17 protein-coding genes are annotated in these 20,807 nt (G+C 69.1%); 4 read left to right on the top strand and 13 right to left on the bottom strand.

From position 1 onward, the window contains the following. Nucleotides 1-284: 284 nt before the first annotated feature. From OG507_RS29720 to thyX, 3 genes are all read right to left on the bottom strand, one after another. Nucleotides 285-1,970, bottom strand: coding sequence for a ribonuclease J (locus OG507_RS29720; protein ID WP_327370200.1), 1,686 nt, complete (start codon nt 1,968-1,970; stop codon nt 285-287). A 129-nt stretch (nt 1,971-2,099) separates the two neighbouring features. Beyond that, nucleotides 2,100-2,999, bottom strand: a complete 900-nt coding sequence (dapA, locus tag OG507_RS29715; RefSeq protein ID WP_327370199.1) for a 4-hydroxy-tetrahydrodipicolinate synthase — start codon at nt 2,997-2,999, stop codon at nt 2,100-2,102. Between the two features lie 152 nt (nt 3,000-3,151). Continuing rightward, complete coding sequence (gene thyX / locus OG507_RS29710; RefSeq protein WP_327370198.1) at nt 3,152-3,889, bottom strand: FAD-dependent thymidylate synthase; 738 nt, start codon at nt 3,887-3,889, stop codon at nt 3,152-3,154. Nucleotides 3,890-4,075: 186 nt separating this feature from the next. On the opposite strand from thyX, the gene OG507_RS29705 reads away from it, so the two are divergent. Both OG507_RS29705 and OG507_RS29700 read left to right on the top strand, forming a co-directional pair. Then, nucleotides 4,076-4,315, top strand: coding sequence for a hypothetical protein (locus OG507_RS29705; RefSeq protein ID WP_327370197.1), 240 nt, complete (start codon nt 4,076-4,078; stop codon nt 4,313-4,315). A 94-nt stretch (nt 4,316-4,409) separates the two neighbouring features. After that, nucleotides 4,410-4,961 (top strand): hypothetical protein, encoded by a 552-nt coding sequence (locus OG507_RS29700; protein ID WP_327370196.1) that lies wholly within the window; start codon nt 4,410-4,412, stop codon nt 4,959-4,961. Nucleotides 4,962-5,021: 60 nt separating this feature from the next. Here OG507_RS29700 and OG507_RS29695 read toward each other — a convergent pair whose 3' ends face one another. The 6 genes from OG507_RS29695 to eccD form a co-directional block, all read right to left on the bottom strand. Next, on the bottom strand, nt 5,022-5,507 hold the full coding sequence (locus tag OG507_RS29695) for a tetratricopeptide repeat protein (RefSeq protein ID WP_327370195.1): 486 nt from the start codon (nt 5,505-5,507) through the stop codon (nt 5,022-5,024). Between the two features lie 12 nt (nt 5,508-5,519). Beyond that, the gene (gene dapB, locus OG507_RS29690; protein ID WP_327370194.1) at nt 5,520-6,272 is read right to left on the bottom strand and encodes a 4-hydroxy-tetrahydrodipicolinate reductase; all 753 of its coding nucleotides are present in this window, start codon (nt 6,270-6,272) and stop codon (nt 5,520-5,522) included. Between the two features lie 24 nt (nt 6,273-6,296). Then, nucleotides 6,297-7,676 (bottom strand): M16 family metallopeptidase, encoded by a 1,380-nt coding sequence (locus OG507_RS29685; protein ID WP_327370193.1) that lies wholly within the window; start codon nt 7,674-7,676, stop codon nt 6,297-6,299. Next, complete coding sequence (locus tag OG507_RS29680; RefSeq protein ID WP_327370192.1) at nt 7,673-9,910, bottom strand: polyribonucleotide nucleotidyltransferase; 2,238 nt, start codon at nt 9,908-9,910, stop codon at nt 7,673-7,675. Before OG507_RS29680 ends, OG507_RS29685 begins: the two co-directional genes overlap by 4 nt. Nucleotides 9,911-10,243: 333 nt before the next feature. Then, a complete protein-coding gene (gene rpsO / locus OG507_RS29675) occupies nt 10,244-10,534 on the bottom strand; it encodes a 30S ribosomal protein S15 (protein ID WP_266980871.1) in 291 nt (96 codons plus the stop codon). A 211-nt stretch (nt 10,535-10,745) separates the two neighbouring features. Next, on the bottom strand, nt 10,746-12,227 hold the full coding sequence (eccD, locus tag OG507_RS29670; RefSeq protein ID WP_327370191.1) for a type VII secretion integral membrane protein EccD: 1,482 nt from the start codon (nt 12,225-12,227) through the stop codon (nt 10,746-10,748). Between the two features lie 187 nt (nt 12,228-12,414). Here eccD and eccCa point away from each other — a divergent pair, with 187 nt between their 5' ends. Next, on the top strand, nt 12,415-16,374 hold the full coding sequence (gene eccCa / locus OG507_RS29665) for a type VII secretion protein EccCa (protein WP_327370190.1): 3,960 nt from the start codon (nt 12,415-12,417) through the stop codon (nt 16,372-16,374). A 143-nt stretch (nt 16,375-16,517) separates the two neighbouring features. Further along, nucleotides 16,518-16,751: a DUF397 domain-containing protein gene (locus OG507_RS29660; RefSeq protein ID WP_093898771.1), complete on the top strand. Its 234-nt coding sequence runs from the start codon at nt 16,518-16,520 to the stop codon at nt 16,749-16,751. An 81-nt stretch (nt 16,752-16,832) separates the two neighbouring features. Here the strand turns inward: OG507_RS29660 and OG507_RS29655 are convergent, their stop codons facing one another. From OG507_RS29655 to eccB, 4 genes are all read right to left on the bottom strand, one after another. Next, nucleotides 16,833-17,138 (bottom strand): WXG100 family type VII secretion target, encoded by a 306-nt coding sequence (locus OG507_RS29655; protein ID WP_327370189.1) that lies wholly within the window; start codon nt 17,136-17,138, stop codon nt 16,833-16,835. 51 nt (nt 17,139-17,189) lie between these two features. Next, nucleotides 17,190-17,540: a hypothetical protein gene (locus OG507_RS29650; protein WP_327370188.1), complete on the bottom strand. Its 351-nt coding sequence runs from the start codon at nt 17,538-17,540 to the stop codon at nt 17,190-17,192. Between the two features lie 266 nt (nt 17,541-17,806). After that, complete coding sequence (mycP, locus tag OG507_RS29645) at nt 17,807-19,036, bottom strand: type VII secretion-associated serine protease mycosin (RefSeq protein ID WP_327370187.1); 1,230 nt, start codon at nt 19,034-19,036, stop codon at nt 17,807-17,809. 53 nt (nt 19,037-19,089) lie between these two features. Continuing rightward, on the bottom strand, nt 19,090-20,640 hold the full coding sequence (gene eccB, locus OG507_RS29640; RefSeq protein WP_327370186.1) for a type VII secretion protein EccB: 1,551 nt from the start codon (nt 20,638-20,640) through the stop codon (nt 19,090-19,092). Nucleotides 20,641-20,807: the final 167 nt, after the last annotated feature.

Raw genomic sequence — 20,807 nt, 5'->3', positions numbered from 1 at the left:
TCTTCGCTTTCGCGTTTCCCTTTCCGGCGGTTCCAACCTTACCAGAACCTTTTCGTTCCGTTTCCGGTCCGAATTTGAATTCCGGTGGCCGTTGGAGTGGCCTTTGCCTTTCGGCGGATCCGACTTTATCAGAAGTTCTGAGTCGGAATTCCCGCCCCGCTCGGGAGCTCCACGGCACACGAGTGTGCGCGGTGCTTCCCTGTCAGGCGGAGCCGTAAACGTACTGGAGCGGGGCGCCCCGATGCAAATCGGGGGCCCCGCTCCGGAGTTCGCGCCTGTCGGGGTCAGACCTCGACGACGACGGGAAGGATCATCGGGCGCCGGCGGTAGGTGTCGGAAACCCACTTGCCCACCGAGCGGCGGACGAGCTGCTGGAGCTGGTGGGGCTCCATCACGCCGTCCTGGGCCGACTTGTTGAGGGCGTCCTCGATCTTCGGCACGACGGCGTTGAACGCCGAGTCGTCGATGCCGGAGCCCCGGGCCTGGATGTAGGGACCACCCGTGATCTTGCCGGACGTGCTGTCGACAACGATGAAGACCGAGATGATGCCCTCGTCGCCGAGGATGCGGCGGTCCTTGAGGGAGGTCTCGGTGACATCGCCGACCGAGAGGCCGTCGACGTATACGTAACCCGCCTGGACCTTGCCGACGATCTTGGCCTTGCCGTCGACGAGGTCGACGACGACGCCGTCCTCGGCGATGACGATGTGGTCCTTGGGTACGCCGGTGAGGGCGCCCAGTTCGGCGTTGGCCCGGAGGTGGCGCCATTCGCCGTGGACCGGCATCAGGTTCTTCGGCTTGCAGATGTTGTAGAAGTACAGCAGCTCGCCGGCCGAGGCGTGGCCCGAGACATGGACCTTCGCGTTGCCCTTGTGGACGACGTGGGCGCCCCAGCGGGTCAGGCCGTTGATCACGCGGTAGACCGCGTTCTCGTTGCCCGGGATCAGGGACGACGCCAGGATCACCGTGTCGCCCTGGACGATGCGGATCTGGTGGTCGCGGTTGGCCATGCGGGACAGTGCGGCCATCGGCTCGCCCTGGGATCCCGTGCAGACCAGCACGACCTCGTCGTCCGGCAGGTCGTCGAGGGTCTTGACGTCGACGACCAGGCCCGCGGGGACCTTCAGATAGCCGAGGTCACGGGCGATGCCCATGTTGCGGACCATCGAGCGGCCGACGAAGGCGACCCGGCGGCCGTACTCGTGTGCCGCGTCGAGGATCTGCTGGATGCGGTGCACATGGCTGGCGAAGCTCGCCACGATGATGCGCTTCTGGGCGTTGGCGAAGACCGTGCGCAGGACGTTGGAGATGTCCCGCTCGGGCGGTACGAAGCCGGGGACCTCCGCGTTGGTCGAGTCCGAGAGAAGAAGGTCGATGCCTTCCTCGCTCAGCCGGGCGAACGCGTGCAGGTCGGTGAGCCGGCCGTCCAGCGGAAGCTGGTCCATCTTGAAGTCGCCGGTCGCCACCGCCATGCCCGCGGGGGTGCGGATGGCGACCGCGAGAGCGTCCGGGATGGAGTGGTTGACCGCGATGAACTCGCAGTCGAAGACGCCGATGCGCTCGCGCTGGCCCTCCGCGACTTCGAGGGTGTACGGACGGATGCGGTGCTCCTGGAGCTTCGCCTCGATGAGGGCGAGGGTCAGCTTGGAGCCGATGAGGGGGATGTCCGGCTTCAGTCGCAGCAGATACGGGACACCACCGATGTGGTCCTCGTGGCCGTGCGTGAGGACGATGCCCTCGATGTCGTCGAGACGGTCCCGGATCGTGGTGAAGTCCGGCAGGATCAGGTCGATTCCGGGCTGCTCTTCCTCGGGGAAGAGAACTCCGCAGTCGACGATGAGCAGGCGGCCGCCGTACTCGAAGACCGTCATGTTGCGGCCGATTTCACCGAGGCCGCCGAGCGGGGTGACACGGAGGCCGCCCTTCGGGAGCTTCGGCGGGGTACCGAGTTCGGGATGCGGATGACTCAAAAGACTCTCCTTACCACGCACGCCACGTACCGCTTGGGCACGTGGCGCGCGTGTCATTCGTGCACTTGCTGTTGTCTGTGTTTTCGCTTCTGCGAGTGTTCTTCGCTTATTCAGTTGTGAAGTCTGTGGTTACAGCTCTACCCCGCCGGCGGCGAGATCGATCTTGAGCTGCGCCGTTTCCTGTGCGGTGAGTTCCACCAGGGGGAGGCGGAGCGGGCCCGCGGGGAGGCCCTGGAGGGCCAGCGCGGCCTTGGTGGTGATCACACCCTGGGTGCGGAACATGCCGGTGAAGACCGGCAGGAGCTTCTGGTGGATCTCGGTGGCCTTCTGGACGTCGCCGCCGAGGTACGCCTCAAGGAGGGCACGCAGGTCGGGGGTGACGACATGGCCGACGACGGAGACGAATCCGACGGCGCCCACCGACAGGAGCGGCAGGTTCAGCATGTCGTCGCCGGAGTACCAGGCGAGGCCGGACCGCGCGATGGCCCAGCCGGCGCGGCCGAGGTCGCCCTTGGCGTCCTTGTTGGCGACGATGCGCGGGTGCTCGGCGAGCCGTACCAGCGTCTCTGTGTCGATCGGCACACCGCTGCGGCCGGGAATGTCGTACAGCATCACCGGCAGGGCGGTGGCGTCGGCGATGGCCGTGAAGTGGCGGAAGATTCCTTCCTGCGGCGGCTTGTTGTAGTACGGCGTCACCGCGAGGAGGCCATGGGCGCCGGAGCGTTCGGCCGTGCGGGCGAGCTCGACGCTGTGTCGGGTGTCATTGGTGCCGATGCCTGCGACGACATGGGCCCTGTCGCCCACCGCTTCCAGTACGGCCCTTACGAGCTGGTCTTTCTCCACGTCGCTGGTGGTCGGGGACTCGCCGGTGGTGCCGTTGATGATCAGGCCGTCATTGCCTGCGTCCACCAGATGGGCGGCGAGCCGCTGGGCGCCGTCGAGGTCGAGTGCGCCGTCCGCCGTGAAGGGCGTGACCATAGCGGTGAGGACCCGCCCGAAGGGGGTCTGCGGAGTGGAGATCGGAGCCATGGGTAACACGCTACTCGTTGCTCAGCGCCCAATGCCCCCTCGGGGGGACACACAGTAGGAGCCCGGCACTGCCTGCTCGGGGGTTCAAGCAGTGCCGGGTCCGTTTGATCAGCCTAGATGAACTTCACGAAACGCCGCAATACGGACACCGCTTACGGAGCTACACGTCCGTTCTTGTTGAAGGCTGCATGGGTGAGCGGCATGAGCCGGGCCCAGTGCTCCTCCATCTGCTGGCCGACCATTTCGATCTCCCGCTGCGGGAAGGACGGAACCTTCGCCAGCTCGTGCTGGGTGCGCAGGCCGAGGAAGTGCATCAGCGAGCGGGCATTGCACGTGGCGTACATCGAGGAGAAGAGGCCGACGGGGAGCACCGCGCGGGCGACCTCGCGGGCCACTCCAGCGGCGAGCATCTCCTGGTACGCCTCGTACGCCTGGCGGTAGGTGTCCTCCATGACGCGGCCGGTGAGCTCCCGCTGGGCCTGGGTGCCCTCGACGAATTCGTACTTGCCGGGGCGCCCCTGCTGGACGAGCTTGCGGGACTCCCCCGGAACGTAGAAGACCGGCTCCAGCTCCCTGTAGCGGCCCGATTCCTCGTTGTACGACCAGCCGACGCGGTGCCGCATGAACTCGCGGAACACGAAGATCGGGGCGCTGATGAAGAAGGTCATCGAGTTGTGCTCGAACGGGCTGCCGTGCCGGTCGCGCATCAGGAAGTTGATGAGCCCCTTGGAGCGCTCGGGGTCCTTGGTGACCTCCTCCAGGGACTGCTCACCGGCCGTGGAGACACGGGCCGCGAACAGGACGTCGGAGTCGCCGGCATCGTGTTTCACCAGGTCAACGGTGACATCGCTGCGGAAGCTGGGCTTTGCGGGCTCGGGGGTCTCGGTCACCGGCGGGGTCCTTCCAATTGCGTCGCTCGGGCGGCGCCCACTCTACGGGCCGCCACTGACAACGAGGGCCGGAAGGGTCGTCCGGGGATTTCTGCCACCAATTCGGCAATTCGGGGCACCGAACGGCTCCGCCGAACGTCTGAACCAGTAGCAGCATCCGTAACAGAGTTCAAGGAGAGCTTCCTCATGTTCCGCCGGCGTGAATCCGTCCCGTTCTCGTTCGTGGCCGAGGCCGACCGATTCCGCAGTAACGTCACCCCGCCTCCGCGGGAGCGCACCACCGTCTCCCAGCTGGCCGGCCGCTCCCTCATGGGCCTGACGGCCGTCGCAGGGCTCGCCGGGTCGCTGATCCTCGGCCTGCCCGCTCTGAGCCCCGCCCAGGGGCCTTCGCACACCCAGCAGACCGAGGCCGCCCACGGGCGCTGACTCGTACAGGCCCCCTGGGGTGGTCGGGTCGGTGGCCTCCTCGGTAGCCTCACCGGGCACAGCAATCGAGCGTGCTTGTGAGTGAGGATCAGTCGTGCCCCTGCCCTTCCTGACGGCCGACCGCGCGTTTGACGCGAGCGCTGAGGATGTAGCGCTGCCGTTCGACGACCACGACAGCTGGCGGCGTCCGTACCGCCCCGGGCCCTGGCGGGTCGCCGCCGCGGCCTCCCTGTTGCTGCTCGCGTCGTTCGTCCTGATCGCCGGGATGATCATCGTGTTCGCCGGGGCCGTGCCGGGGGCCACCGTATGTCTGACGCTCGCCCTCGTGGTCATCGTCTGTGCCCTGCGGCTGCTGCGGGTCGGCGCGTGGGTGAGCCGGCACGGCGTGCGCCGGGTGGGCTTCCTCTCGACGACGACCGTGCCGTGGAACCGGGTCGCGGCGGTCCGCACGGTGCAGCAGCCGGTGAGGTGGCTCGGGTTTCCGCGCACGGTGCAGGGGCAGGCGCTGATCGTCGTACGCCAGGGGGGCGAGGCGATGGAGCCCCTGCTCACCGACAGCAACGCGGATTTCCTGGCGCGGGGAGAGGCGTTCGACCGTGCGGCCGACACGGTTGAGGCGTGGGGGGATGAGTACCGGCGGGGGTGAGGGGTTGGTTGCCGGGCCGTCCGGTGACTGGTCTGTCCTCAATCGCCGGACGGGCTTGACTCAGTCGCCGGACGGGCTTGATTTCGGCTGGACGGGCCGGTTCGGGGCGGGCCTCGTGTGCAGGGCGATGGCTCGTTGCATGGCCTTGCGGGCGCGGGGGGTGTCCCTGGCGTCCTGGTAGGCGACGGCCAGGCGGAACCAGCAGCGCCAGTCGTCCGGGGTGTCCTCGGTCTCCTCGCGACGGCGTGTGAACACGGCATCGGCCGAGACGCGGTCGATGCGGCCGGACGGAGTGCGGACCAGTTCGTCGACCGGCAGGCCGCCCTCCGCGTCCAGTTCCGCGGCCAGCGCATTGGCCCGGGCCACGAACTGGGTGTTCTTCCAGAGGAACCAGACACCGATCACGGGCAGGATCAGCACCGCGACCCCGAAGGTGACCGTCAGCAGTGTTCCGTGCTCGATGAGCAGGACGCCGCGGCTGCCGGCCAGGACGAAGTAGAAGACCAGGACGGCAGCGGTGACGAAGTAAGTGATCTTTGCGCGCATGGCGGGGCTCAGTCAGTTCAGGTCGAGGAAGTGTTCCAGGCCGAACGTGAGGCCGGGAGTGGTCACCACGCGGCGTACGCCGAGCAGGATGCCCGGCATGAAGCTGCTGTGGTGCAGGGAGTCGTGCCGGATGGTGAGCGTCTCGCCCTCGCCGCCGAGCAGCACTTCCTGGTGGGCGAGGAGTCCACGGAGCCGGATCGCGTGCACCGGGACCCCGTCCACGTCCGCGCCGCGGGCGCCGTCCAGGGCCGTGGTGGTGGCGTCCGGCTGCGCGGCGCAGCCGGCCTTCCTGCGGGCCTCGGCGATCAGCTGGGCGGTGCGGGTGGCGGTACCCGAGGGGGCGTCGACCTTGTTGGGGTGGTGCAGTTCGACGACCTCGACGGACTCGAAGTAGCGGGCGGCCTGCTCCGCGAACTTCATCGTGAGGACGGCGCCGATGGAGAAGTTAGGTGCGATGAGCACCCCGGTCTCCGGGGAGCCGGAGAGCCAGGTGTTGAGCTGCGCGAGCCGTTCGTCGGACCAGCCCGTCGTGCCGACGACGGCGTGGATGCCGTGCCGGATGCAGAAGTCGAGGTTGCCCATCACCGATGCGGGGGTGGTGAGCTCGACGACGACCTGGGCGCCGGATTCCGCGAGGGTCTCCAGCTTGTCGCCGCGGCCCAGGGCGGCCACCAGCTCCATGTCGGCGGCGGCCTCGACGGCTCGTACCGCCTCGGCCCCGATACGGCCCTTGGCACCGAGAACGGCCACGCGCAGCTTGCTCATTGCTCTGCTTCCTTACGGGTGGGGTTAGGCGACCGCTTCGTCGAGGCGGTCGGCCTGCTTGTCCTTGAGCGGGCCGATGACGGAGAGCGAGGGGCGGTGCCCGAGGACCTCGCCCGCCACCGCGCGCACGTCATCGGGGGTGACCTGTCCTATCCGGGCCAGCATGTCGTCGACCGACATCTGGTCGCCCCAGCACAGTTCGCTCTTGCCGATACGGTTCATCAGCGCGCCGGTGTCCTCCAGGCCGAGGACCGTGGAGCCGGAGAGCTGTCCGATGGCGCGGCCGATCTCCTCGTCGCTGAGTCCTTCGGACGCTACCCGGTCGAGTTCGTCCCGGCAGATCTTGAGGACGTCGTGGACCTGGCTGGGCCGGCAGCCCGCGTACACGCCGAAGAGTCCGCAGTCCGCGAAGCCCGAGGTGTACGAGTAGACGCTGTAGGCGAGGCCGCGCTTCTCCCGTACCTCCTGGAAGAGGCGTGAGCTCATGCCGCCGCCGAGGGCGGTGTTGAGTACGCCGAGCGCCCAGCGGCGGTCGTCGGTGCGGGACAGGCCGGGCATGCCGAGGACGACATGGGCCTGCTCGGTCCTGCGGTTCAGCAGCTCGACACGGCCCGCGGTGCGCAGGGTGCGGGAGCCGGCGCGCGGGGCGACCGGGACGGCGTCGGTGTGCGACAGGGCGCCCGCGCGTTCGAAGGCCTTGCGGACCTGGCGTACGACCGTGGCGTGGTCGATGTTGCCCGCGGCGGCGACGACCAGGTGCGTGGGGTCGTAGTGCTTCTTGTAGAAGCGGGCGATCCGGCCGCGGTCTAGTGCGTTGATGGTGTCGACGGTGCCGAGGACCGGGCGGCCGAGGGGGGTGTCGCCGAGCAGTGTGTGCGCGAACAGGTCGTGCACGCAGTCGCCCGGGTCGTCCTCGGTCATGGCGATCTCTTCGAGGATGACGCCGCGCTCCGCGTCGACGTCCTCGGCGGTGATCAGCGAGCCGGTCAGCATGTCGCAGACCACGTCGATGGCCAGCGGCAGGTCGGTGTCGAGGACCCGCGCGTAGTAGCAGGTGTACTCCTTCGCCGTGAAGGCGTTCATCTCGCCGCCGACCGCGTCGAGGGCGGCGGAGATGTCGAGGGCGCTGCGCTTGGCGGTGCCCTTGAAGAGGAGGTGTTCGAGGTAGTGCGTCGCGCCGTTCAGGGCGGGGGTCTCGTCGCGTGATCCGACGTTGGCCCAGATCCCGAAGGTGGCGGAGCGGACGGAGGGCAGCGTCTCGGTGACGACCCGGAGGCCGCCGGGGAGGACGGTGCGGCGGACCGTACCGATGCCGTTGCTGCCCTTGAGAAGCGTTTGGGTACGGGCGACGGCCCGCGCCTTCGAGGAGGCGCGGGCCGTCGTCACGGAACTACGGGACGTCACTTGGCGGCGTCGTCCTTCTTCTCGCCCGCGGCAGAGCCGCTGTCGGACTCGGCTTCGCCCTCGATCACGGGGATCAGGGAGAGCTTGCCTCGGGAGTCGATCTCGGCGATCTCGACCTGGACCTTGGCGCCGACGCCCAGCACGTCCTCGACGTTCTCCACGCGCTTGCCACCGGCGAGCTTGCGGATCTGCGAGATGTGCAGCAGGCCGTCCTTGCCCGGCATGAGGGACACGAACGCACCGAAGGTGGTGGTCTTGACGACCGTACCCAGGTAGCGCTCGCCGACCTCCGGCATGGTCGGGTTGGCGATCGAGTTGATCGTGGCGCGGGCGGCCTCGGCGGCCGGTCCGTCGGCGGCACCGATGTAGATGGTGCCGTCGTCCTCGATCGTGATGTCGGCGCCGGTGTCCTCCTGGATCTGGTTGATCATCTTGCCCTTGGGGCCGATGACCTCACCGATCTTGTCCACCGGGATCTTGACGGTGATGATCCGCGGGGCGTTCGGGGACATCTCGTCCGGGACGTCGATGGCCTCGTTCATCACATCGAGGATGTGGAGGCGGGCGTCGCGGGCCTGCTTCAGCGCGGCGGCCAGGACCGAGGCGGGGATGCCGTCGAGCTTGGTGTCGAGCTGGAGAGCGGTGACGAACTGCTTCGTACCGGCGACCTTGAAGTCCATGTCACCGAAGGCGTCCTCCGCACCGAGGATGTCGGTGAGGGCGACGTAGTGGGTCTTGCCGTCGATCTCCTGGGAGATCAGGCCCATCGCGATACCGGCGACGGCGGCCTTGAGCGGCACACCGGCGTTCAGCAGCGACATGGTGGAGGCGCAGACCGAACCCATGGACGTCGAGCCGTTGGAGCCCAGCGCCTCGGAGACCTGGCGGATCGCGTAGGGGAACTCCTCGCGCGAGGGCAGCACCGGCACGATGGCGCGCTCGGCGAGCGCTCCGTGGCCGATCTCGCGGCGCTTGGGCGAGCCCACGCGGCCGGTCTCACCGACGGAGTACGGCGGGAAGTTGTAGTTGTGCATGTAGCGCTTGCGGGTCACCGGAGAAAGGGTGTCCAGCTGCTGCTCCATACGGAGCATGTTGAGGGTGGTGACGCCCAGGATCTGGGTCTCGCCACGCTCGAACAGCGCCGAGCCGTGCACGCGCGGGATGGCCTCGACCTCGGCGGCGAGCGTACGGATGTCCGTGACGCCACGGCCGTCGATGCGGACCTTGTCCTTGATGACGCGCTCGCGGACCAGCTTCTTGGTCAGCGCGCGGTACGCGGCGGAGATCTCCTTCTCGCGGCCCTCGAAGGCCGGGAGGAGCTTCTCGGCGGCGATCTCCTTGACGCGGTCCAGCTCGGCCTCGCGGTCCTGCTTGCCGGCGATGGTGAGCGCCTGGGCCAGCTCGGACGTCACGGCGGCGGCGAGCGCCTCGAAGACGTCGTCCTGGTAGTCCAGGAAGACCGGGAACTCGCCGGTGGGCTTGGCGGCCTTGGCGGCGAGGTCCGACTGGGCCTTGCAGAGGGCCTTGATGAAGGGCTTCGCGGCTTCGAGACCGGCGGCGACGACCTCTTCGGTCGGGGCCTCGGCACCGTCCTTGACGAGCTGGATGGTCTTGTCGGTGGCCTCGGCCTCGACCATCATGATCGCGACGTCGCCGTCCTCCAGGACGCGACCGGCGACGACCATGTCGAAGACGGCGTCCTCGAGCTCGGTGTGCGTCGGGAAGGCGACCCACTGGCCCTTGATCAGGGCGACACGGGTGCCGCCGACCGGGCCGGAGAAGGGCAGGCCGGCCAGCTGCGTGGAGCAGGAGGCGGCATTGATCGCGACCACGTCGTACAGGTGGTCGGGGTTGAGCGCCATGATCGTCTCGACGATCTGGATCTCGTTGCGCAGGCCCTTCCTGAAGGAGGGGCGCAGCGGGCGGTCGATCAGGCGGCAGGTGAGGATCGCGTCCTCGGAGGGCCGGCCCTCACGACGGAAGAAGGAGCCGGGGATCTTGCCTGCGGCGTACTGCCGCTCCTCGACGTCCACCGTGAGGGGGAAGAAGTCGAGCTGGTCCTTGGGCTTCTTGGAAGCCGTGGTGGCCGACAGCACCATGGTGTCGTCGTCCAGGTACGCGACGGCGGAGCCGGCGGCCTGCTTGGCCAGGCGGCCCGTCTCGAAGCGGATGGTGCGGGTGCCGAAGGTTCCGTTGTCGATAACGGCCTCGGCGTAGTGGGTCTCGTTCTCCACTAGCGTTTTCTCCGATACATATCGTCTTCTCGCCCCCACGCCCGTGTGGCGGGAGGCGGTTGCGGAGAAGCCCTCCATCGGCGGGCCGGTCTTCGATCGAAGCACCCGGGTTGCTGTGTCCGGGGGCCACTACCGAGGACCGGCGGCGGGGAGTCTTCTTCTCGCTCGTCTGTGGGACGTTCTGCGACCAGGTTACTGAGATTCGGCTCAGCTTGGCATTCCGGTCGTGCGGGCGGACCCGTCACATCCCGTACATGCATACGTACGCACAACCGTACGTACAACAAAGGGAGCGGCTCCCTCAGTCGTGGGAACCGCTCCCTTCACGGCGTATTACTTGGCGCCGCCGGCCGCACCGCGGCGGATGCCGAGGCGGTCGACCAGCGCGCGGAAGCGCTGGATGTCCTTCTTGGCCAGGTACTGCAGCAGGCGGCGACGCTGGCCGACCAGGATCAGCAGACCACGACGGGAGTGGTGGTCGTGCTTGTGGACCTTGAGGTGCTCCGTCAGGTCCGAGATGCGACGGGAGAGCATCGCGACCTGAACCTCGGGGGAACCGGTGTCACCCTCCTTGGTGGCGAACTCAGACATGATCTGCTTCTTCGTAGCGGCGTCGAGCGACACGCGGTACTCCTCTTTGGTGTTCGATGCGTCCACGAGTGCCCCTGGTCTTGTTCTCAGGGGGTCTTCCGTAACTCGGGGGCGAAGGTCCGATGAGCGCAGCTCCCAGGATGATCCGGGAGCGCGTACACAAACGGCCGTCACACAGCGTACCAGTCCCTGCGGGGCGGGCTGTGTGGGGGCGGGGCGGTCCGCCCGGGCGGACCGGGCCCTGTCAGCTCGTGAGGGCTCTGGCCCTTGTGAAGACGTCCAGTACTGCCAGGCAGAGCGGGACCAGGGAGAGGAGGACGGCGCTCTCGGTCAGGTCGAGGAGGCGGCCCCAGAACGGGGAGAGGCCCTTGCGTGGGATGATCAGGCCGATCGCGGTGAGCAGGGCGGCCCCGGCGGCGACGGCCGCGGAGAGCCAGATCGTACGGATGTCCAGGGAGCCGCGGTCGCCGTACCGGACCAGATCGAACAGCAGATCGGTCGGTGGGTTCAGGGAGAGGCCGAGGATCAGCAGGGCGATCGCACCGATGCCCGCCACCAGTACGCAGGCGACCTGCGAGGTGTAGCGAAAGAGGCGGGCGCGCAGCAGCATCGCCAGTCCGGCGGCCAGTGCCAGGAGCTGGCCCCAGATGTTGTCCGAGAAGCCCAGGACGGCCGCGCAGCCGACGACCACCGCCGCGCATCCCCCGACCAGGCCGAGCAGCATCTCGTGGCCGCGTCGGGCCTGGGCCGCGATGCGGTCGGCGTCGACGGGGGCGGGCCGGGCGTGGGGCTCCGCGTTCGGGTCGGTGAAGCTGTCGTCGTAGCCGCCGGGGGTGGTGTGCGGCGAGGCGTAGCCGATGGGCAGCCGGGCGAAGCGGGCGGAGAGGCCGGGCAGGAAGGCCACGAGGCCGAGGGCGACCGGGGCGCAGACCGCGGCGGTCTCGGTGGCGGATGCCTCGGTGAGGATCGCGACGAAGGTCGCCAGGGTGCCGACGGTGGCGAGGAAGGTCGCCGCGACGAAGGGGGCGTCCCCGCTCGGGGTGAGGGCGACCAGCGCGACCGAGGCGACCAGGACGGCGACGCAGCCGAGCAGGAACTGCAGCCGGCCGGGGCCCTGGCCGGCGTCCGGGCCGATGATGCCGGAGCCTGCGATGAGTACGAGGGGCAGCGCGCCGAGGCCGAGGGCGACGGCGGTGGCCCGGTCCCCGTAGACCCGGGCACGCACCCCCGCGTACGCGGTCAGCAGCAGTCCGGCGGAGCCCGCGATGATGCCGGGCAGGCTTTGCATGTCGTGCCGTACGGGGTCGGCGAACCACAGCACGAAGCCCATCAGGACGAGCAGCAGTACGCCGCCGGCCAGGCCCGCGCCGCGCAGCAGTTCGTCGCTCCACAGATGGCGGTCGCGGGTGACGGCCGAGGCGACGGCGTCCGAGACGTCGTCGAAGACGGCGGGCGGCAACGACTGGGCGAAGGGGCGCAGGCTGAGGAGTTCGCCATCGAGGACCTGCTGGGCGGCGAGGGTACGCGCTCCGTCCAGGACCGTGCCGTCGCGGCGAACGAGGTGGTATCCGGTGGGAGTTCCGGCCGCCTGGGTCTGGCCGGTGAGGCGGAGGATCTCCGGGTAGACGTCGGCGACGGCGATGTCCTCCGGCAGGGCCACATCGATCCGGCTGTCGGGCGCCACGACGGTCACGCGGCAGAAGCCCGTCGCTGCAGTCGAACTCACGTGTCTGGTCCCCCTGATTCGCGGTTGCGCACGGTGCGCGCGCCACCCTACCGGGAGGGGGACAGGTCATCTGCAAGTAGGATCACGGTCGCGCGGAGGGATGTCCGGCCCTCCGCGGCAGCCACGGGGGCTTCGGTGCACGTTCGGCCGGTCTTCCGCCCGTCCGTACCGAGGGATTGATGTTTCGGTGAGCCAGATCGTCGTGAAACGACCTCCGCGGTCCCTGCCGCCGGAAGTACCCATGGACGACTTGACGTTGGAGGCCCCTCCCGAACTGCCCCGCGGGCAGCAGGAGGGCATGCTGATGCAGATCCTGCCGGTGCTCGGCATGGGTTCGTCGGTGGTCTTCTTCTTCTCACCGCAGGCCCCTCCGTTCATGCGGATCATGGGTGTTCTGATGCTGGTCTCGACCGTCGGCATGGTGGTCGCCCAGCTGGTGCGCCACCGCCGCGGTACGCAGGGGCAAATGGCGGATGTCCGGCGCGACTACCTCAAGTACCTGGCTCAGACGCGGCGTACGGTGCGCCGCACGGCGCGCGCCCAGCGCGATGTACAGCTCTATCTGCAGCCCGCTCCCGAGCAGTTGTGGTCGGTGGTCGCCGAGGGCAGCCGGGTGTGGGAACGGCGCGTCGGCGACAAGGACTTCGGGCAGGTACGGGTCGGGCTGGGGGCGCAGCAGCTGGCCACGCCGCTGGTCGCGCCCGAGACCGCGCCGGTGGATGAGCTGGAGCCGATGTGCGCGGGGGCGATGCAGCGGTTCCTCGCCGTGCACGGGTCGTTGGACGGGTTGCCGATGGCCGTGTCGATGCGGGCGTTCTACCACGTGACGGTCTCCGGGCGGGCGGAGGCGGCGCAGTCGGCGGCGCGGGCGCTGGTCGCGCAGTTGGTGACGCTGCACTCCCCCGAGGATCTGCTGGTCGCCGTCGTGGCGGCGCGGGGTGCGGTGTCGCGCTGGGAGTGGACGAAGTGGCTTCCGCATCTGCAGGTGCCGGGGCAGGTCGACGGGGCCGGTACGAAGCGGCTGTTCGGGGATGACCTGGGCGAGCTGGAGCAGTTGCTGGCGAGCCGCCTGGAGGGGCGGCCGCGGTTCGGGCGGGAGGGGCAGCCGCTGCTGGACCAGCCGCACATCGTGGTGGTGCTGGACGGCGGGATGGTGCCGCCGGACTCGTTGTTCGCGGCGGCCGAGGGCCTGCAGGGCGTGACGATCGTCGAGGTGGTGCCGGGCGAGCTGGACGAGCCGCGCGGCGGTCTGTCTGTGGTGGTGCGACCGGGGCTGCTGCGGCTGGAGTCGGGTGCGGGGCTGGCGTACGAGGGTGTGCCGGACGGGATGTCGCTGCCCGCGGCCGAGGCGCTGGCCCGTCAGCTGGCTCCGCTCAGGATGGGCGGGGGCGACGACGACGAACCGCTGCTGGCCAACCTGGACTTCACGGATCTGCTGAATCTGGGCGACGCGGACTCGGTCGATGTGGCGCGGACCTGGCGGCCGCGGTCGGTCTCCGAGCGGCTGCGGGTGCCGATCGGGGTCGGCGAGGACGGTCAGCCGGTGATGCTGGACCTGAAGGAGGCCGCGCAGGACGGCATGGGTCCGCACGGGCTGTGTGTCGGTGCGACGGGTTCCGGCAAGTCGGAGCTGCTGCGGACGCTGGTGCTGGGGCTCGCGGTCACGCATTCCTCGGAGACGCTGAACTTCGTGCTCGCGGACTTCAAGGGGGGTGCGACGTTCGCCGGGATGTCTCACATGCCGCATGTGGCGGCGGTCATCACCAACCTCGCGGACGACCTGACGCTGGTCGACCGCATGGGGGACGCGATCCGCGGTGAGCTGCAGCGGCGGCAGGAGCTGCTGCGCTCGGCCGGCAACTACGCAAACATCCACGACTACGAGAAGGCGCGGGCGGCGGGTGCGGCGTTGGAGCCGCTGGCCTCGCTCGTCCTGGTCATCGACGAGTTCTCCGAACTCCTCACCGCCAAGCCCGACTTCATCGACATGTTCATCCAGATCGGCCGGATCGGGCGTTCGCTGGGTGTGCACCTGCTGCTCGCCTCCCAGCGTCTGGAGGAGGGCAAGCTGCGCGGGCTCGACACGTATCTCTCGTACCGGATCGGGCTGCGGACCTTCTCGGCCGCCGAGTCGCGTACGGCGCTGGGTGTGCCCGATGCGTATCACCTGCCTTCGGTGCCCGGTTCCGGGTATCTGAAGTTCGGTACGGACGAGATGACGCGGTTCAAGGCGGCGTATGTGTCGGGGACGTACCGCACGGGTGGTCCCGATCTGTCGGTGGGGGCGCTGCCGATCGAGCGGCGGCCCGCGCTGTTCAGCGCGCTTCCGGTGCCGGTGGTGTACGCGGCGCCCGATCCGACGCATCTGGTGGCGGCCCGCAGGAGCGCGGAGGACGACGCTCTCGCCGACACGGTGCTCGATGTGATCGTGCGCCGTCTGGAGGGGCAGGGGGTGCCCGCCCACCAGGTGTGGCTGCCGCCGCTGGACCGGGCGCCGACGCTGGACCAGTTGCTGCCGGGGCTCGCGCCGACGGCCGAGCGCGGGTTCACGGCGACGGAGTACACCCGCCCGGGCGGCCTGACGGTGCCGCTCGGGCTGATCGACAAGCCCTTCGAGCAGCGGCGCGAGGTGCTGTACCGGGACTTCTCGGGTGCGGCGGGCCACATGATGGTCATCGGCGGTCCGCAGTCCGGCAAGTCGACGCTGGTACGGACGCTCATCTCCTCGTTCGCACTCACCCACACCCCGCAGGAAGTGCAGTTCTACGGGCTGGACTTCGGTGGTGGCGGTCTGGACTCGCTGGCTGAGCTGCCGCATGTCGGCGGGATGGCCTCCCGGCTGGATCCCGAGCGGGTGCGGCGTACGGTCGCCGAGGTCGCAGGCGTACTGAACCGGCGTGAGGAGTTCTTCCGCGCCCACTCCATCGACTCCATCGCCACCTACCGGCGCAAGCGCGCACTGGGTGAACTGCCCGGCGAGGCGTGGGGCGATGTGTTCCTGGTCGTCGACGGCTGGGGCGGCTTCCGGTCCGAGTACGAGATGCTGGAGCAGGTCGTCACCGACATCGCCGCGCGCGGGCTCGGCTACGGCATCCACGTCGTCGTCACGGCCGCCCGTTACATGGAGGTGCGGGCGGCGCTGAAGGACCAGATCCTCGGCCGGCTGGAGCTGCGGCTCGGCGATGTCATGGACTCCGAGTTCGACCGCAAGGTCGCGGCCAATGTGCCCGCGGGTGTCCCGGGGCGGGGCCAGGTGCCGCAGAAGCTGCACTTCATGGGGGCGCTGCCGCGTGTCGACTCCTCCAGCAGCGCCGCGGATCTCTCCGAGGGCACGGCCGCGCTCGTCGGGACGGTGAAGGCGAACTGGGCGGGTCCGGCGGCGCCTGCCGTACGGCTGCTGCCGCGCAAGCTGCCGGCCGATCATCTGCCGAAGGGCTTCGAGTTTCCGCAGCGGGGCATCGCGATCGGCATCGACGAGAGCGATCTGGAGCCGGTGTTCGTCGACTTCGAGACCGATCCCTTCTTCCTGGTCTTCGGCGAGAGCGAAGCGGGGAAGACGAACCTGCTGCGTCTGATCGCGAAGCAGATCGCGGAGCGCTACTCCCCCGACGAGGCGAAGCTCGTCGTCGGCGACTACCGGCGGGGGCTGCTGGGCGTGCTGCCGGAGAGCCATCTGCTGGAGTACGCGCCGATGGCGAGCTCGATGCAGATGCACATGGAGGCGCTGGCGGGGGTGTTCGCGCGTCGGCAGCCGCCGACGGACGTCACACCGCAGCAGCTGCGCGACCGCAGTTGGTGGACCGGTCCGCAGATCTTCATCATCGTCGACGACTACGACCTGGTGGCGACGAACGCGGGCAATCCGCTGGCCCCGCTGGCGGAGTACCTGCCGTTCGCCCGGGACACCGGCGTCCGTTTCGTCATCGCGCGCAACTCCGCGGGGGCCTCGCGGTCGATGTACGAGGCGTTCATGCAGCGCATCAAGGAGCTGGGGGCCCAGGGCGTGGTGCTGTCCGGTGACCCGTCCGAGGGCGATCTGATCGGCTCGGTGCGCGGGCACGCCATGCCCCCGGGGCGCGGGTACTTCGCCTCGCGGCGCCGGGGGAACCCTCTGGTGCAGATCGGGCGGCTGCCGGAGCAGGGCTGAGCGGACGGCGTGCCGGTGCACGCCGCGGGCGTCTACCACCGTGGTGCGCAGACTGTCCAGCACGGACTGTGGGGCGCGGCGGCGAGGGATAGTCTGCACGCGGGCGACGAACACGTTTTGCCGCACGAGAGGAAAGGCACCCGATGGGCACGCAGGCGGAGAAGGACGAGCTGTACGCACTCGACATCTCGGGGGTGGAGTGGCTGAGTGCGCCCGGTACCGAAGAGGCCGAGGAGCGCGTGGAGATCGCGCATCTGCCGGGTGGCGCGGTGGCGATGCGGTCCTCGTTGGATCCGGAGACGGTGCTGCGGTACACCGAGGCCGAGTGGCGGGCCTTCGTCCTGGGTGCGCGGGACGGCGAGTTCGACCTGAAGTAGTCGTTGCGGCAGAAAGTACGGCAGAAGGAAGGAGGGGCGGGCTCGTCGGAGCCTGCCCCTCCTTCGGCGCGTGTGCGGCGGTCAGTACGCCTCGGTGAACGCGCGCGAGGCCTTGAGGTCCGTGGCGCGGTAGCTGTCCTTGCCGGACTCGATGATCTTCGCGACCTCTGCCAGGCGGTTCTTCATGTGGTCCGCCTTCTGCTTGTACTTGCGCTGGAGGATCACGTACTCCCCGTGCGCCTCACCGTCCCAGGTGTCGGTGACGACCTTGAGCGCGGTGTCCATCTCGGTGAGGTCGTTGACGATGTTCTGCGACACCTTGCGGATGCGGTTCGCCATCTCCTGGACGCTCTCGTACCTGACCTTGGTGTTCGGATCGTGCCCCATGTGTCTTCTCCTGGCTGCTCAGCGTGTACGGAAGGGGTGGTGCGGCGTGGCTCAGAGGTTGTTCAGCCCTGAGGTGTTGGCGGACGACGCCTGCTCCTTGACCGCGTTGAAGGCCGCACGGACCTCCTCGTCGTTGGCGTTGCTGAGATTCTTCGTGCTGCCCACCGCGTTGAGCAGGACGTTGAGAAGCCGGCGGATCTCGTCGTGGTCCTCGTTGATCATGACCTGTGCCGAGGTGAATCCCGAGGCACCGACGCCCGTCCATCCGGCGCCGGCCGTCGCGAGAATGTCGGCCAGTTCCCTGGACTGACGGGACACCGCTTCGGCCGTCTCGATGATTTTGTTCTTCGCCTGGACGATCGGATCGTCGGCAAGTCCGAAACCGCCTGCGGGATTGGTCATCCGGAGGTCCTATCTCTCAGTTCCCGGGCCAGTCCGCACTGCGCGGTCAGGCCTCTTCCTGTCCCCCGTGTGCTCCGGCAAAGGAGTGGGGCAACTGCGGGACCGGGAAGCGCGATGTAGGCATTCCCGCGCTCCGAAACCGGATTCGTCCACTTCTCGTTCCCCCGTCACACACGTGAAGTCTGTTACCACCCTAGCCACTTCGGCGGCTCTCCCCAACTGCGGGCGACAGCCACGGAGAGGGCCCGCCGCACCCGGCGGCCGCGTCACCGCGTGGCACGCCGGCGTCGCACGTCGCGGACGACCGTCGCGGTTCCGGCGATCACACCGACCAGCACCGCCGCCGCCGCGAGCGCGTAGGTGGCGTACCGCTCGCTGCGCTCCTGCGGAGTCTCCGACAGGGAGAGGTGTGCGGGCTCGGGGGCCGGTGCCTTCGGGGGTGCCGGGTCGGGATGCGGGGCGTCCTGCGGGAGGTCGTCGCCGGACAGGGCGCGGACCGGGTCGACGACGCCCCAGCCGACGAAGTCGTCATGGCCGGTGACGGAGCGTTCGGCGGTCTGCTCGATGCGAGCGACGATCTGGGCCGCTGTCCACTTCGGGTACTTGGCGCGCATCAGGGCGGCGACCCCGGCGACGTACGGGGCGGAGAAGCTGGTGCCGTTGTCGGTGCACTGGCCGTAGCCCGGGACGGTGGAGACGATGTCGACGCCCGGTGCTGCGACGCCGACGAAATCACCGGCCTGGGAGAAGGGGGCACGTTCGTTGTTGCGGTCGGAGGAGGCGACCGCGAGGACGCCGTCGAAGGCCGCGGGGTAGGTGCGCTTGAGCCTGCCGTTCATGCCGTCGTTGCCCGCCGAGGCGACCACGACGATGTCCTTGGCGAGCGCCCTGGCCACCGCCCTGCCCAGGTCGGAGGTCTCCGTCAGGGCTTTCGTCGTGTCCTGGGAGATGTTGATGACGTCGGCGCCCTTGGCGATCGCGTGGTCGATCGCGGTGGCCATCGTGGTGTCCTTGCCGCTGTTCTTCTCGTCGTTCTGGCGGATCGGGATGATCGTGGCCTCGGGGGCCAGTCCGACGAATCCGGTGCCCTTGTGCGGGCGGGCGGCGATGATGCCGGCGACCTTGGTGCCGTGGCCGACCTCGTCGACCGTGCCGTCGCTCCTGCCGCCCTTGAGGTAGTCGGCGCCCGCCGAAGCGTCGACGGCCGTCCTGAGCTGCGGGTTGACGTCGTCCACGCCGGTGTCGATGACCGCGACGCGTACGCCCTTGCCCTTGGTGTCCTGCCACAGCTCGTCCAGCAGGACCCGCTGCAGCGACCAGGGTCGGCCCTCGTACTGCTGCTTCATCGGAAAGGTGCATTCGCCGCTGCCGTCTATGCCCACATCACCGGGGCCCTGGACGCCCTCTGCGGCGTACGCGGCTCCTGGTCCCGCAAACGCGGTCAGCGCGGTCAGTACGGCGGCGCTCGCCGCGAAAACCGTCTTTGGGTACAGCATCTGTTCCTCTCCCCCTCCCCCGTGCCCTGCTCCGTCCGCGACGCCCCGGGGCGTCATGAACCCTGGGGCTGGCGGGCGCTGTTGGTGTCGAGCCGGGGGCCCTTGGACAGGAACTCCGACCAGGCGATCGGTACGAGGGCCGGCGTCACCTTCTCGTATCCGAGCCTGCTCTGCGCCTGGCTGGGCTCGGGGCGGCCGTCCAACTGCTGCTGCCCGTCACCGGCCCCGATGTCGGAGCGCCGGGCGTCGCTGTCGCCGTTCGCCTGGACGGCGTACCGCAGTCCGGTGTCGGTCACCAGGAAGAGCGATCCGTCGGGGCTGGACTGCCGGCCCCGGACCTGGGTGTAGAGCAGGCCGCTGCCGGGGGTCACATAGGTGCTGGTGCCACCGGCGCTGATCGTGGCGGGGTACGCGGTGCCCGCCCAGGTGCTCAGGGTCGGACGGCCCGAACCGTCGACCTTGCGCAGCACGCTGCAGATGGTGTCGCGGCTGCCGCTGCCGCCCTCGACGGAGTTCACCTGGCCGGTCTTGTGGGCCGGCCAGTGCGCGGCCTGGCCCGCGAAGGCCGCCGTGTCGGGTACGAAGTCCTGCAGGCCGACGGCGCGTGCCTCGCTGTCCAGGTTCAGGCTCGCTGTCTGCGGGGAGTTGATCAGCAGCCAGGCGGTGAACTCGGAGACGGGCTGGACCTTTCCGTCGAGCACCACGTAGTAACTCGTGCCTTCGCCGGTCTCGGTCCGCAGGACCATGCCGACCTTGTTCTCCTCGGTGGAGAGCTGCCCCTGGACATGTGCCGGTGCGCCGATGGTGCCGGGGATCTGCGGGAAGACGATCGGGCTGCCGTCGCGCAGGGTGGCCAGCCAGTCGTCGGTGACGGGCTGCGGCTGCCTGCTGCCGACCAGGGCGTTGGTCAGATGGCCGTTGTCTGTGGTGGTCTCGGCGATGCGGTACTTGGTGCCGTTCGCGTCGACGAGATAGCGGGCCCGGTCCTGGCCCTGCACGTAGAGCACCTGGGCGCCGCCGAGCCTGTGCTTGCCCTCGGTCAGCTTGTTGTCGCGTTCACCGAAGACGAAGGCGGCCTTCTGCACGGTGTTGCCCTTGCCGCCGGGCTGTACGCAGACGGCCCACCGCTTGGCCGTCCCCGCATCCTTCGCCTCGGGCAGCCGGTCGGGGGCGTACGGAATGCCGAGAATCGGTCCGCGCGGGGGCCTGCCCGCGTCCAGGACCTCGTCGGCGACCTGGATGACGTCGTAGTTCTGCGGATTGAGGAGCAGCCGGGCCGAGGCGAGGTTGAGCACGGGGTGCAGCAGGGTCTTTGTCTTCTTGCCCTTGCCGGTGGTGAGCACGACATAGCGGGTGGTGGACTTCTTGCCGACGATCACCTTGGTGCCGGGCCTGTCCCAGTCCTTGGGCACGGTGGGCTTGAACATCCCGAAGGCGCCGAAGCCCGCGAGGATCAACGCGCCGACGACCACACTCGGCAGGACCGCCCGCAGCGGTCGCGGGGCACCCTCCTCGGTGCCGGTGGGCGAGGGTTGGAGGAATGCCGCCACCGTGCGCTTCTTCGCAAAGGTGTATGCGTTGAGCTCATCCCGCCGTGATGCCATGAGTCGCTTCTTCTCCCGTGTCTCCCCGCGCGGCACCAGGGGCGGTCGCATCACCGGCCCCGTGCCGGGCCCGCGATGCCGGACCTCGGTGCCGGACCGGCCCCCTACTATGCCTGCTGACCGTCGGCGGTGTGGGGGCGGGTAGGGTGATCCAGCCGCCGAAGCCC

The sequence above is a fragment of the Streptomyces sp. NBC_01217 genome (assembly GCF_035994185.1).
Taxonomy (GTDB): Bacteria; Actinomycetota; Actinomycetes; order Streptomycetales; family Streptomycetaceae; genus Streptomyces.
The sequence above is the reverse complement of the archived record's forward strand: the minus strand, read 5'-3'. Positions and strand labels throughout refer to the sequence as shown.